General features: G+C 71.0%; 14 protein-coding genes. 5 read left to right on the top strand and 9 right to left on the bottom strand.

The window, feature by feature from the left end; genetic code table 11:
• A complete protein-coding gene (gene dut, locus JGS39_RS17760; RefSeq protein WP_219570107.1) occupies positions 1-534 on the bottom strand; it encodes a dUTP diphosphatase in 534 nt (177 codons plus the stop codon).
• Positions 534-1118 (bottom strand): PaaI family thioesterase, encoded by a 585-nt coding sequence (locus JGS39_RS17765; RefSeq protein WP_219570108.1) that lies wholly within the window; start codon positions 1116-1118, stop codon positions 534-536. Before JGS39_RS17765 ends, dut begins: the two co-directional genes overlap by 1 nt.
• A gap of 58 nt (positions 1119-1176) precedes the next feature.
• Here JGS39_RS17765 and JGS39_RS17770 point away from each other — a divergent pair, with 58 nt between their 5' ends.
• A complete protein-coding gene (locus tag JGS39_RS17770; RefSeq protein ID WP_219570109.1) occupies positions 1177-1635 on the top strand; it encodes a DUF3093 domain-containing protein in 459 nt (152 codons plus the stop codon).
• A 245-nt stretch (positions 1636-1880) separates the two neighbouring features.
• Here JGS39_RS17770 and JGS39_RS17775 read toward each other — a convergent pair whose 3' ends face one another.
• The 4 genes from JGS39_RS17775 to JGS39_RS17790 all read right to left on the bottom strand — a co-directional run bounded on the left by JGS39_RS17775 (position 1881) and on the right by JGS39_RS17790 (position 5498).
• Complete coding sequence (locus tag JGS39_RS17775; protein ID WP_219570111.1) at positions 1881-2891, bottom strand: hypothetical protein; 1011 nt, start codon at positions 2889-2891, stop codon at positions 1881-1883.
• Between the two features lie 13 nt (positions 2892-2904).
• The gene (locus JGS39_RS17780) at positions 2905-3201 is read right to left on the bottom strand and encodes a DUF4193 domain-containing protein (RefSeq protein ID WP_003965732.1); all 297 of its coding nucleotides are present in this window, start codon (positions 3199-3201) and stop codon (positions 2905-2907) included.
• A 405-nt stretch (positions 3202-3606) separates the two neighbouring features.
• Positions 3607-4839 carry a sensor histidine kinase gene (locus tag JGS39_RS17785; protein ID WP_219570113.1) on the bottom strand — a complete coding sequence of 411 codons (1233 nt, stop codon included), beginning with the start codon at positions 4837-4839 and terminating at the stop codon, positions 3607-3609.
• Positions 4840-4844: 5 nt separating this feature from the next.
• Positions 4845-5498 (bottom strand): response regulator transcription factor, encoded by a 654-nt coding sequence (locus tag JGS39_RS17790; protein ID WP_018551468.1) that lies wholly within the window; start codon positions 5496-5498, stop codon positions 4845-4847.
• A gap of 416 nt (positions 5499-5914) precedes the next feature.
• Between JGS39_RS17790 and JGS39_RS17795 the strand changes: the two genes are divergently transcribed.
• Positions 5915-6088 carry a flagellar hook-basal body complex protein FliE gene (locus JGS39_RS17795; protein WP_187285335.1) on the top strand — a complete coding sequence of 58 codons (174 nt, stop codon included), beginning with the start codon at positions 5915-5917 and terminating at the stop codon, positions 6086-6088.
• A 112-nt stretch (positions 6089-6200) separates the two neighbouring features.
• Here the strand turns inward: JGS39_RS17795 and JGS39_RS17800 are convergent, their stop codons facing one another.
• Both JGS39_RS17800 and JGS39_RS17805 read right to left on the bottom strand, forming a co-directional pair.
• Positions 6201-7019, bottom strand: coding sequence for an inositol monophosphatase family protein (locus tag JGS39_RS17800; RefSeq protein WP_219570115.1), 819 nt, complete (start codon positions 7017-7019; stop codon positions 6201-6203).
• Positions 7020-7058: 39 nt separating this feature from the next.
• Complete coding sequence (locus JGS39_RS17805) at positions 7059-8186, bottom strand: ferrochelatase (RefSeq protein ID WP_219570117.1); 1128 nt, start codon at positions 8184-8186, stop codon at positions 7059-7061.
• 192 nt (positions 8187-8378) lie between these two features.
• Between JGS39_RS17805 and JGS39_RS17810 the strand changes: the two genes are divergently transcribed.
• Positions 8379-9626, top strand: a complete 1248-nt coding sequence (locus tag JGS39_RS17810) for an MFS transporter (RefSeq protein ID WP_219570118.1) — start codon at positions 8379-8381, stop codon at positions 9624-9626.
• Positions 9583-10905, top strand: coding sequence for a D-arabinono-1,4-lactone oxidase (locus tag JGS39_RS17815; protein WP_219570120.1), 1323 nt, complete (start codon positions 9583-9585; stop codon positions 10903-10905). The genes JGS39_RS17810 and JGS39_RS17815 overlap by 44 nt, the downstream gene beginning before the upstream one ends.
• A 91-nt stretch (positions 10906-10996) precedes the next feature.
• Here JGS39_RS17815 and JGS39_RS17820 read toward each other — a convergent pair whose 3' ends face one another.
• Positions 10997-12127, bottom strand: coding sequence for a hypothetical protein (locus JGS39_RS17820; RefSeq protein ID WP_219570122.1), 1131 nt, complete (start codon positions 12125-12127; stop codon positions 10997-10999).
• A gap of 464 nt (positions 12128-12591) precedes the next feature.
• Between JGS39_RS17820 and sepH the strand changes: the two genes are divergently transcribed.
• Positions 12592-13276, top strand: a 685-nt coding sequence (gene sepH, locus JGS39_RS17825) for a septation protein SepH (protein WP_219570124.1), incomplete at its 3' end; no start/stop codon positions are given.

Here is a 13276-nt window from a genome sequence, read left to right on the forward strand (position 1 = left end):
TCACTTTCCTTCCCGGTCGGATTCGACCGAAGCGTAGCCGTTCCCGCCCTGGGGAACCCCGCCCCGGACGCCATCAACATCAACGGCGGCATGACCGCCGGTGGACCCGAAGCCCCCTTCGGCCCGCGCCGAACCGGGAAGCTCCGACACTTCGTGGAAGCGCACCTTCTCGACCTGCTGCACGACCAGTTGGGCAATCCGGTCGAACCGCTCGAACCGCACGGACTCGCGCGGGTCGAGATTGATGACGATCACCTTGATCTCTCCACGGTACCCGGCATCCACCGTCCCCGGAGCATTCACCAGGGCGACTCCACACCGTGCGGCGAGGCCGGACCGGGGGTGCACGAACGCGGCGTACCCGTCCGGCAGGGCGATCGAAACCCCGGTGGGAAGTACGGCCCGCTCACCTGGCGCCAGCTCGGCGGCCTCGGTGGTGACCAGGTCGGCTCCGGCGTCGCCCGGGTGCCCGTACGCCGGAATCGGCACCTCCGGGTCGAGCCGGCGGATCAGGACGTCCACGGGGTGGCGCATCAGGGGTTCACCTCGAAGGCGCGGGCCCGCTTGACCTGGTCGGGGTCGGCCATCGCGGCCTGGATCTCGGCCGGGCGGCCGTTGTCGATGAAGTGGTCGACCTTGACCTCGATGAACAGCGCCTCCGCGCGGACCGCGACGGGCCCGTCCGGGCCGCCGATCCGGCCGGTCGCCCGGGAGTAGATCTTCCGCCCGTGCACGGCGGTGATCTCGGCGTCCAGGAACAGCACGGTGTCCACCGGCACGGGGCGGACGAAGTCCGTCTCCAGCCGTCCGGTCACCGCGATCACGCGCAGCAGCCAGTTCAGCGAGCCGAGCGTCTCGTCCAGCGCGGTGGCCAGCACTCCGCCGTGGGCGAGGCCCGGGGCGCCCTGATGGGCGGCCTGCACGGTGAACTCGGCGGTGACGCCGACACCCTCACCGGCCCGCGCCTGGAGGTGCAGCCCGTGCGGCTGTCCGTCGCCGCAGCCGAAACAGTGTTCGTAGTGCGCGCCGAGCAGCTCGCCCGGTGCCGGGGCGTCGGGATGCCGGACCGGTTTCACCGCGTCGGCGGGGGGCTTCAGAGCCGCAGATGTTCCACTCACAGCCGCAGACCTTACCCGCGCGGGTACCCGCAGGTCGCGCCGTGCCAAGCTTGGGTTCATGCAGCCTTCCACCCCGCCGTTCGACGAACGTCTCACCGCACCCCGTTCGTGGTGGTTCATCGCCCTGCTGGTCGGCATCGCGTGCGCGCTGATGCTGCTGCCGCTGGGCACCCTGCCCCTGCTCGCCGGGCTGGCCGGCGGCACCGTGCTGTCGGCGGTGGCGGTCAGCTCGTACGGCTCCGCGCGGATCCGGGTGGTGGCCGGCGCCCTCGTCGCGGGCGACGCGCGGATCCCCGTGTCGGCGCTCGGTGAGGCCGAGGTGCTGGACGCCGAGGAGGCGCGCGCCTGGCGCTCGCACAAGGCGGACACCCGGGCCTTCATGCTGCTGCGCAGCTACATCCCGACGGCGGTGCGCGTGGAGGTCACGGATCCCGAGGACCCGACCCCGTACGTGTATCTGTCGACCCGCGAGCCGCAGGCGCTGGCAGCGGCCCTGAAGGCGGCCGGCCCGGCCTAGGGCAGGCCTCTCGTTCGGATCACGCCGGGCCGGCGGGGTCGGCACGCGCGTCTGCGGCGTCGCCGAAGACCCCAGGGCCTGTCGTCGAACTCCCGCCGTGGCCCGAAGGGCGGCCCTGGGGGGCGGGTGCGTGCTCTCGGTGTGCCGGGCGCAAGCCCCCGTACCGGCCGTACTCGGGCCTGTGTCCGGTGCGGCGGGAGTGCGTGCATGATGCCGCGGGGCAGACGGGAGTCCGACCACAGGGCCTAGGTCTCCGGCTCCTGGTGGCCCTTCGGGTCCTCGTGGCCCTCCGCGCTCCCGGGCAGGGCCCTGTATGGGCGCTCCGGCCGTTCCAGGGGCGGAAGGTCGGTCAGACGGTCCCAGGGGGTCTGCCGCTCGCGCAGGTCCTTCCTGACCCGTTCGGCGAGCTTCTTGGTGTCGCGCCGGTTCATCATCGCGCCGACGGCGGCGCCGATCATGAACGGGATGAGATTGGGCAGATCGCGCACGGTGCGCTTCATGATCTGCTGGCGCAGCTCGCGCTTCATCTGGCCGCCGAGCGCCGCGTTCACCGTCGTGGGGTGGGCGACGTCGATGCCGCGCTCCTCCGTCCAGGACGTGAGGTAGGCGGTGGAGCGCTGGGCGAGGTTGCCGGGCGGGCGCAGTCCGTAGACCTCGTGCAGCTCCGCCACGAGCTTCATCTCGATCGCGGCCACACCGGTGATCTCCGCGGCCAGCTCGGCGAGCATGGCGGGCGGGACGGGCATCATGGCCGCTGCGCCGATTCCGGCGCCGACGGTCGCGGTGGCCCTGCTCGCGCCGGCGATGAGCCGGTCGGCGATCTCGTCGGGCCCCAGGCCCGGGAACTGCTTGCGCAGGGTGGCAAGGTCGCGTACAGGGACGCGGGGAGCGATATCGATGATCAGGTCGGCGATATGACCGATCGCCGCCTTGGCGCTCTCCCCGCCCTTGCGTACGCCCCGTTTCACTGACTTCAGACGGCCTGCCCCGGTCACGGGCTCCGTCCTGTCGACCTGTCCGGCCCTTTCGGCCGTGTCGACCTCCGCGGCCGCCTCGATGGCCGCGAATGCTGCTTCGACCGCTTCGAGCGAGGCCGACCGGCCCCGCTCGTCGTCGTGTTCGCCCGGCGTGGGTGGCAGGGCGGACCGCTCGGCAGGCGCTGCTACGCCTTCTGCCGGGCGTGTACCGCCCTGTTGCGCCTCCGGCGCCTTCTTGCGCCGGGAGCGCCGCTTCCGGAACGGTGTGTCCCCTGCCACGGCCGACCGGACCTCAGTCGCAGTCGCGGCAGATCGGCTGACCGTTCTTCTCGCGGGCCAGCTGGCTGCGGTGGTGCACGAGGAAGCAGCTCATGCAGGTGAACTCGTCGGCCTGCTTGGGCAGGACCCTTACGGCCAGTTCTTCGTTGGACAGGTCTGCGCCGGGCAGTTCCAGTCCTTCGGCCGCATCGAATTCGTCGACGTCGACGGCGGACGCCGTCTTGTCGCTCCGGCGAGCCTTGAGCTCTTCAAGGCTGTCCTGATCGACGTCGTCGTCGGTCTTGCGTGGGGTGTCGTAATCCGTTGCCATTGTCGCTCTCCCCCTCTGGGTGTCTGCGGTGTCTCAGCGCACGTAACGCGTGAGAGGCCGGACTTGTGCCCGACCCGAGGCGGAGATTTTGCCTCACATCAAGGTCTGTTACTCAATCGACACCCAAAAGGACCGCTCGAGAGTGATCAGCTTGGGTGGCGATGGGGACCGTACACGGTCCCGGCGGTGCCGTTTGCCAGCACCACCCCGTGTACTTCCCGTGATATTGACCCCCGAAAACCCGACTTTTGCCGGATTTTCGGCGGGATCCCTGATCACGGAGCGTGGACGGGCAGAAATTCGCTCCTGTGATCGATCACACACGGTCCTCCCGGGATCGAGTCCCGAAAATTCCGCTCAAAGCGAACAAAAATAATCCGCGCACATCGTGCCCCGTCCAGCTTCTCAGACGGGCAGTGAGACGCGCATCACAAGACCACCGCCCTCGCGGGGCTCCGCGATGATACGGCCTCCGTGAGCGCGCGCGACGGAGCGTGCGATCGACAGGCCGAGACCGACCCCCTTGTCGCTGCCCGTCCGCTCCGTACGCAGCCGTCTGAAGGGCTCGAAGAGGTTGTCGATCTCGTAGGCGGGCACCACGGGTCCGGTGTTGGTGACCACCATCAGGGCCTGCCCCGGCATCAGCTCGGTGCTGACCTCGACCCAGCCGTCCGCCGGAACGTTGTAGCGCACCGCGTTCTGTACGAGATTGAGCGCGATCCGCTCCAGCAGGACACCGTTGCCCTGGACGACGGCCGGGGCCAGCTCGCTGCGCATCTCCACGCCCTTGGCCTCCGCCTCGCCCCGCGCCTGGTCCAGCGCGCGGGAGGCCACCTCGGCCAGGTCGACGGGCTTGCGCTCGACGATCTGGTTGTCGCTGCGGGCGAGCAGCAGCAGGCCCTCGACGAGCTGCTCACTGCGTTCGTTGGTGGCCAGCAGCGTCTTGCCCAGCTGTTTGAGCTCGGGAGGCGCCTGAGGATCGGAGAGGTGGACCTCCAGCAGTGTGCGGTTGATGGCCAGGGGCGTGCGCAGCTCGTGCGACGCGTTCCCGACGAACCGCTGCTGCGCGGTGAAGGCCCGCTCCAGCCGTTCCAGCATGTCGTCGAAGGTGTCGGCCAGCTCCTTGAGCTCGTCGTCCGGGCCGTCCAGTTCGATGCGGCGGGACAGGTCGGTTCCGGCCACCCTGCGGGCGATGCGGGTGATCCGGCCCAGCGGCGAGAGCACCCGCCCGGCCATGGCGTAGCCGAAGGCGAAGGCGATGACGCTCAGGCCCACCAGAGCCAGCAGCGACCGGTTGAGGAGCGTGTCGAGCGCCTGCTGGCGCTGGTGGTTGACGCAGGTGTTCACCGCGGCGTTGAAGTCGTCCGCCGGGGCGTTCTCGGGCAGGTTGCAGATCTCGCTGGTCACCTTGCCGCTGACGATCTTGAACGGCAGCTCGCTGCCTACGTGCAGGGCCTGGGCGGCCAGCATGTAGATGATCGACAGCAGCAGGATGCCGGCGATCAGGAACATGCCGCCGTACAGCAGGGTGAGCCGTATCCGGATGGTCGGGCGCAGCCAGGTGTACGGGGGCTCCTGCTGCTTGGGCTCCCAGGTGGGTTTCGGGGGCGCCGCCGCGGGCGGCGGAACGGTGGGCACCGGCCTCAGATCCGGTAGCCGGAGCCGGGCACCGTGACGATCACCGGCGGCTCGCCGAGCTTGCGCCGCAGGGTCATGACGGTCACCCGGACGACATTGGTGAACGGGTCGGTGTTCTCGTCCCAGGCCTTCTCCAGGAGCTGCTCCGCCGAGACGACGGCGCCCTCGCTGCGCATCAGGACCTCCAGCACCGCGAACTCCTTGGGAGCGAGCTGCACCTCCTGATCGCCGCGGAAGACCTCACGGCGGTTGGGGTCGAGCTTGATCCCGGCGCGCTCCAGGACGGGCGGCAGGGCGACCGTCGTACGGCGGCCCAGCGCCCGGACCCGGGCGGTCAGCTCGCTGAAGGCGAAGGGCTTGGGCAGGTAGTCGTCCGCGCCGAGCTCCAGCCCCTCCACCCGGTCGCTGACGTCCCCCGAAGCGGTGAGCATGAGCACCCGGGTCGGCATACCCAGCTCGACGATCCGGCGGCAGACGTCGTCGCCGTGCACCAGGGGGAGGTCCCGGTCGAGCACCACGACGTCGTAGTCGTTGACCTCGATGCGCTCCAGGGCCGCGGCGCCGTCGTACACGACATCGACGGCCATGGCCTCACGGCGCAATCCGGTGGCCACCGCATCGGCGAGCAGCTGCTCGTCCTCCACGACGAGTACGCGCACGGCGCTTCCTTCCTTAGAACTTCACGGCAGAACTTCACGGCGGGACTTCGCCGCGTGACTTCACAGCGTTCCCGGCAGACCGGCGGAGCGTCCGGACGGACCCGTGGTCCATGGTCCGGACCGTGTCCCGGCACGGCCTGTGCGGCTCCATCCTGCCTGTAACGCGTATAAACCGGCGGTAAGACGGCGCGGCCCGACCTGCGGCTTCAGGGAATTCGAAGGATTCCCGGGCCAGTTGAGGTTTCTCTGAGGGTTGGGCAGGGGAGGACGAATTCACACCCGCGATCACGTCTTGTATGTGGCACCCACAGGCCCCTCCGTCCCCCGGAGAGTGCGTGATCACCCGCCCTACCGCCTCGGCGGAGGGAAACCCGGGCACACCCCCGTGCCACCGACCCACGATGAGGGGGCGCTTCATGGACGCTTTCACCGCTGGTCTGCTGCAACGCATCCAGACCACCGAGTCCGACCTCACGAAGGCCCGCGAGACGGGCGACGACTTCCTTGCGGACGTCGAGCAGGGCGAGCTGGACGACCTGCACCGCCTCGCTGCCGAGCACGGTGTTCACATCGGCGCCACGAGCGTCTGAGCAGTCATGAGAAGGCCCCGCGGTGCCGCATGCGCATCCGCGGGGCCTTCTCGGTTCCGGTGACGTCCACGGCCCGCTCAGCGGCCTTCCCAGGGCCGTGGACAGCCGGTTCTCAGTCGTGCCAGGCGCCCAGCTCCTCCAGCAGCGCCTGGAGGGGTTCGAAGACCCCGGGCGCCGCGGCCACCGTCAGGCCGCCGTCGGCGGGCAGTCCCGGGCGCCCGCCGGTCAGCGCGCCCGCCTCCCGGGCGATGAGGTCACCGGCCGCGAGGTCCCACGGATGGAGGCCGCGCTCGTAGTACCCGTTGAGGCGCCCGGCGGCGACGTCACAGAGGTCGATGGCCGCGGAACCGCCGCGCCGGATGTCCCGCAGCCGCGGGATCAGCACGCGCGCCACGTCCGCCTGGTGCGCGCGGACGTCGGCGACGTAGTTGAAGCCGGTCGACACGAGCGCCTGGTCGAGCGGCGGGGCCGGCCGGCAGCGCAGCCTGGCGCCTTCCCCGTACGCCCCGCCCTTTGCGTACGCACTGCCGCCGAGGACCGCGTGGTAGGTCTCTCCGCGCATCGGGACCTCCACGACGCCCACGATCCGTTCGCCGTCGCGTTCCGCGGCGACGGAGACGGCCCACGTGGGCAGGCCGTAGAGGTAGTTCACGGTGCCGTCGAGCGGGTCGATCACCCAGCGGATGCCGCTGCTGCCCTCGGAGCTGGCGCCCTCCTCCCCGAGGAAGCCGTCGTGCGGGCGGCGCTCGGACAGGAAGCCGGTGATCAGCTTCTCGGCGGCGATGTCCATCTCGGTGACGACGTCCACCGGACTGGACTTGGTCGCGGCCACCCCCAGGTCGGCGGGGCGGCCGTCACGCAGCAGCGCACCGGCGCGACGGGCGACGTCCAGGGCGAGGTCGAGCAGTTCGGACAGCAGGGGGTCGGTCACGGCGCTCCCGGAGGGGTGAGGGGTAGGGATCGGATCGTTCTACGCGTACGGGCTGTCGGCGCCCGCGGCGGCCGGCTTGAGCGCCCGGGCCGGGCAGCAGCCGACGGGGCAGAGGTCGTGGCTCGCCCCGAGGCTCCCGAGCGCGCACCGCTCCCGGTCCAGGCCCTTCTCGGTGGCGGCGCGCTCCAGCACCAGGTCGCGCACAGCGGCCGCGAACCTCGGATCGGCACCGACCGTCGCGGACCTCCGTACCGTGAGCCCGAGCTCGGCCGCCTTCGCGGTGGCCTCGGTGTCGAGGTCGTAGAGGACCTCCATGTGGTCCGAGACGAAGCCGATGGGCGCCATGACCACCGCGGGGACCCCGTCCCCGTGCAGCGACTCCAGGTGGTCGCAGATGTCGGGCTCCAGCCACGGGATGTGCGGGGCGCCGCTGCGCGACTGGTAGACGAGCTGCCAGGGGTACTCGACGCCGGTCCGCCCGGCCACGGCCGCCACGATCAGCCGCGCCACGTCCAGGTGCTCGGCGACGTACGCACCGCCGTCGCCGTGCGCCTCCACCGGGCCCGAGCTGTCCGCGGCCGAGGTGGGGATCGAGTGCGTGGTGAAGGCGAGATGCGCGCCCGCCCGCTGCTCCGGCGGCAGCTCGGCCAGCGAGGCGAGGACGCCTTCCACCATCGGCTCGACGAAGCCGGGGTGGTTGAAGTAGTGCCGCAGCTTGTCGACGCGTGGCACCGGCAGGCCCTCGGCCTCCAGGACCGCCATCGACTCGGCGAGGTTCTCGCGGTACTGCCGGCAGCCGGAGTACGAGGCGTAGGCGCTCGTCGCGAGGACGGCGATGCGGCGGTGCCCCGCCCGGGCCATCTCGCGCAGGGTGTCGGTCAGGTAGGGCGCCCAGTTGCGGTTGCCCCAGTACACCGGCAGATCCAGCCCGTGCTCCGCGAAGTCCTTGCGCAGTGCGTCGAGCAGCGCCCGGTTCTGAGCGTTGATCGGGCTGACGCCGCCGAAGAGGAAGTAGTGCTTGCCGACTTCCTTCAGCCGCTCCTCGGGGATCCCCCGGCCACGGGTCACGTTCGCCAGGAACGGAACCACGTCGTCCGGGCCTTCGGGACCTCCGAAGGAGAGCAGCAGCAGGGCGTCGTAGGGAGCGGGATCGCGCAGATCGGACATGACATCGATCCTGCCACCCGCCCGCGGTCCGTCTCCCACCGACATCCGCCCCATGGCCACGGCTCGCATCCGCCGGCCGTCCGGGCCCGTCCGCCGGGAATCCCGCTGTCGGGCACAGCTGCGCGCCCGTAAGCTGTATCGGCCACGTTCACCCCTGACACCGCGTGTGATCACGCCGTAGCGGAGCCCTCCTTGCCCAGTCCCTACCGCGCGATCTTCGCCGCCCCCGGCACCAAGGGGTTCTCCTCGGCCGGCTTCTTCGGCCGGATGCCGCTGTCCATGATGGGCATCGGCGTGGTGACCATGGTTTCCCAGCTCACGGGCCGGTACGGGCTGGCGGGCGCCCTGTCCGCGACGCTGGCGATGTCGGCCGCGGTGGTCGGACCCCAGGTGTCCAGGCTGGTGGACAGGTACGGGCAGCGCCGGGTGCTGCGTCCCGTGACACTCGTCGCGCTGGCGGCGGTGGCCGGCCTGCTGGTCTGCGCGCAGCAGCGGCTGCCCGACTGGACCCTGTTCGTCTTCGCCGCGGGTGCGGGCTGCGTGCCCAGTGTCGGGTCGATGGTCCGGGCACGCTGGGCGGAGATCTACCGCAGCTCGCCGCGGCAGCTGCACACGGCGTACGCGTGGGAGTCGATCGTCGACGAGGTCTGCTTCATCTTCGGCCCGATCATCTCCATCGGGCTCTCCACCGCCTGGTTCCCGGAGGCGGGCCCGCTGGTAGCCGCCGGATTCCTGCTCGTCGGAGTCCTCTGGCTGACCGCCCAGAGGGCCACCGAACCGGTGCCGCACCCGCATGCGCGGCACACCACGGGCTCCGCGCTGGGCTCGCGCGGGCTCCAGGTGCTCGTGGTCACCTTCGTCGCGACCGGGGCGATCTTCGGGGCGGTCGACGTGGTGACGGTGGCCTTCGCCGAGGAGCAGGGCCACAAGGCGGCGGCCAGCCTGGTACTGGCGGTGTACGCGCTGGGATCCTGCCTCGCCGGGGCCGTGTTCGGCCTGCTGCATCTCAAGGGCAGGTCATCCACCCGGTGGCTGGTGGGAGTGTGTGCGATGGCCGTGAGTATGATCCCCCTCCAACTGGCCGGGAACCTGCCGTTCCTGGCCGTGGCGCTCTTTGTCGCGGGTCTCTCCGTCGCACCGACGATGGTCACGACCATGGCCCTCGTCGAACAGCACGTACCGCGCACCAGACTGACCGAGGGCATGACCTGGACCAGCACCGGGCTCGCCGTAGGCGTGGCGCTCGGCTCCTCGGCCGCCGGCTGGGTGGTCGACGCGTCGGGGGCGAAGGCGGGGTACGCGGTGCCCGCCGTGGCGGGAGCGCTCGCGGCCGCGGTGGCGTTCCTGGGGTACCGCCGGCTCACAGGGCCGGTTCCTACGGAAGGGCGCGGGGAAGATGACCGACACCTACGCACGGACGACGACGAGCGCGTGGCGTAACTGGGCGGGGAACGTCACCGCCCGCCCGGCAAGGGCCGTGTCCCCCGCCTCCGTGGACGAACTCGCCGAGGCGCTGCGCAGGGCGTCCGAGGACGGCCTGAAGGTGAAGCCGGTCGGCACCGGCCATTCGTTCACCGCGACCGCCGCCACCGACGGGCTGCTGATCCGCCCCGATCTGCTCACCGGCATCCGCGACATCGACCGCACGGCGATGACGGTGACCGTCGAGGCAGGCACCCCGCTGAAGCGGCTCAACACCGCGCTGGCGCGCGAGGGGCTCTCGCTCACCAACATGGGCGACATCATGGAGCAGACGGTCGCCGGGGCCACCTCGACCGGCACCCACGGCACCGGCCGCGACTCGGCCTCCATATCCGCGCAGATCCGTGCCCTGGAGCTGGTCACCGCGGACGGCACGGTGCTGACCTGCTCGGAGACGGAGAACCCGGAGATCTTCGCCGTCGCCCGGATCGGACTCGGCGCGCTGGGCGTCATCACTGCCCTCACCTTCGCCGTGGAGCCGGTCTTCCTGCTGACGGCACGTGAGGAGCCGATGGCCTTCGACAAGGTCACGGCGGACTTCGATCAGCTGGTGACCGAGAACGAACACTTCGAGTTCTACTGGTTCCCGCACACGGGAAACTGCAACACCAAGCGCAACAACCGCAGCGCGGGCCCGGCCGCCCCGCCCGGAAAGGTCGGCGCCTGGATCGAGGACGAGCTCCTCTCCAACGGCGTCTTCCAGGTGGCCTGCTCGCTCGGCCGGGCGGTCCCCGCCACGATTCCCTCGATCGCCAAGCTCTCCAGCCGGGCCCTGTCGGCGCGTACGTACACCGACATCCCCTACAAGGTCTTCACCAGCCCGCGCCGGGTGCGGTTCGTGGAGATGGAGTACGCGCTGCCGCGTGAGGCCGCCGTGGGCGCGCTGCGCGAGGTCAAGGCGATGGTGGACCGTTCCCCGCTGCGGATCAGCTTCCCGGTGGAGGTGCGCACCGCCCCCGCGGACGACATAGCGCTCTCCACGGCCTCGGGCCGGGACAGTGCGTACATCGCCGTACATCTGTACCGGGGCACGCCCTACCAGGCGTACTTCACGGCGGTCGAGCGGATCATGACCGCGCACGGCGGCCGTCCGCACTGGGGCAAGGTCAACACCCGTGACGCCGAGTACCTCGCCGGGGTGTACCCGCGCTTCGGCGAGTTCACCGCCGTACGCGACCGGCTCGACCCCGGCCGGCTCTTCGCCAACGACTACCTGCGCCGGGTCCTGGGCGACTGAGCCGGCCCCGTCCCCTGACGCCGTCGGCCTCCGCCCTGGATCAGGGCGGAGGCCGACGGCGTCCGAGGGAAGGTGCTAACCGGTTCCTCCCTCACTCCCCGGTGTCCGTGCCGGCAGGCGCGTCGCCCTCCTGCGCCGGAGCGCTGCCCGTGCCTGTCGGATCGGGTGTGGAGCTGTTGCCGTCGCCGGTGGTCGGACTGGGGGCGGGCGGCGGCGCCGTGTCGGCGCCAGTCGATTCCGACGGCGTGGGCGTCGGCGTCGGCTCGGTCGTGGAGGCGCCGTCCCGGTCCGGATCCGGGTTCGTGCTCCGGCCGTCCTGCGGGTCGGCGCCGGGGGCCGTGGCGTCGTCCTCGCCGGGCGTCGTGGCGTCCTGCTCCGGGTCGGTGCCGGTGGACGGTGCCGGGTCGGACGAACCCGAGCCCCGCTCGCCGCGCACGACGGAGCCGACCGTGGTTCCGTGGCCGCCGCTCAGGTCGTTGCCGGAGACCAGCTCGAACGTGGTGATCCCGATCATCGACACGACGAACACCACGGCCGCCCCGAGGGCCGAGCGCTTCCAGCCGCGGATCCGGGTGCCGTGCGTGGTCGCCCGGGTGAACGCGTCGTCGGATGCCGGGGCCCCCGCGAACTGCCGGGTTCCGGCCGGCGACTCGATGAGCCGCGTACGGTCCGGGTCGGCGGTCGCCTTGCGCAGCACGGTCGTGGCGTCGACCTGCCGCAGCACGGTCGTGGCATCCACCTGCCGCAGGACGGTCGTGGCGTCGGCGTCCTTCGCGGTGCCGCCCACGGGCATGTCCGCGGGGTCCACCTGCCGGAGCACGGTCGTGGCATCCAGAGGCCGCAGCATCGCGGTGGCGTCCGCGGACCCGGCGGCCTCGCGCAGGGCGACCCGCGTCCCGGAGGTCTCCCACCGCGCGTCCGGGTCCCCGCCGTCCCGCGTCTGGCGCGTGTGGACCGTCACCTCGCGGCCCGGGTGCTTCACCTGGACGGTGACCTCGCGGATCTGCTCGCCCGTGCGGCGGAAGAAGTGCTGGAAGACCGAGCCGCCGCACGTGGCCACGATGCTCATCACCCCGGCGCCGAGAATCGTCCCGTACACGCCCAGTTGGGAAGCCGCCACCGCCGCCGCGACCGCCGCCACCGCACTGCCCGCCACCTGGGGCAGGCTCAGATCTATCCGCCTTTCTCTGGGTTCTGTGTCACTTTCTGGCTTCTGCACCATTTCCAGCCCTTGGTTGACATCTCTCCCACCATGCAACAACAAGGGACATTTGAGCGAAGCGGATAGTTCCGTTTACGTTGATTCTGTGAAGGAGGACACGCATTGCGGGCATCCCGCCTTCAACGGGGTACTTCAACTCCGTTGCCTCACGAGAACTTCGGCGGCGCGGCGGTCCACCCCGATGGCCCGAATGGAGTACTGTGGCGAGCCCTGGGGCCGGACTCCCGCGTGGAAGTCCGGAACCTTCGGGAGGGGGCCGAAGGAGGCACTCGATCCGGCGGCGCCGCGGCATCGCACGGAGGCCGGCTACGCGGAGTGACCATCGGTCACTTTGCGTTGCGCAAGAGGTCACCGTGCCATACCGGCGATCAAGGGCTCACGCCCGACACGCCGGGCAACACGGCAATGTTGTGGCAGGCTGCACCCGGGCAGGCCACACTCGACTAGCGGAAGCAGCGACGCACGTGACGTCGGCAGGCACCACCCGGGAGGTCCCCATGCCCGAACTGCGTGTCGTGGCCGTCTCCAACGACGGCACACGACTGGTGCTCAAGGCTGCGGACAGCACGGAGTACACGCTTCCGATCGACGAGCGGCTGCGAGCCGCCGTGCGCAACGACCGCGCGCGGCTCGGCCAGATCGAGATCGAGGTGGAGAGTCACCTCCGCCCCCGCGACATCCAGGCCCGGATACGAGCCGGTGCCTCCGCGGAGGAGGTCGCTCAGTTCGCCGGGATTCCGGTCGACCGTGTCCGCCGCTTCGAGGGCCCCGTGCTCGCGGAGCGCGCCTTCATGGCCGAGCGGGCCCGGAAGACTCCCGTGCGCCGTCCCGGCGAGAACACCGGCACCGGCCCGCAACTCGGCGAGGCGGTGCAGGAACGCCTTCTGCTGCGCGGCGCCGACAAGGAAACCGTCCAGTGGGACTCCTGGCGCCGCGACGACGGCACCTGGGAGGTCCTCCTGGTCTACCGGGTCGCCGGCGAGCCGCACTCGGCGAGCTGGACCTACGATCCGCCGCGCCGCCTGGTCCAGGCCGTCGACGACGAGGCACGCTCGCTGATCGGCGAGACCGACGACGTCGCCGCGCCCGAGCCCAGTTTCCCGTTCGTGCCCCGGATCGCCCGGCTGCCGCGCGACCGGCCGCTGGACC

Source organism: Streptomyces poriferorum (assembly GCF_019399235.1).
GTDB lineage: Bacteria > Actinomycetota > Actinomycetes > Streptomycetales > Streptomycetaceae > Streptomyces > Streptomyces poriferorum.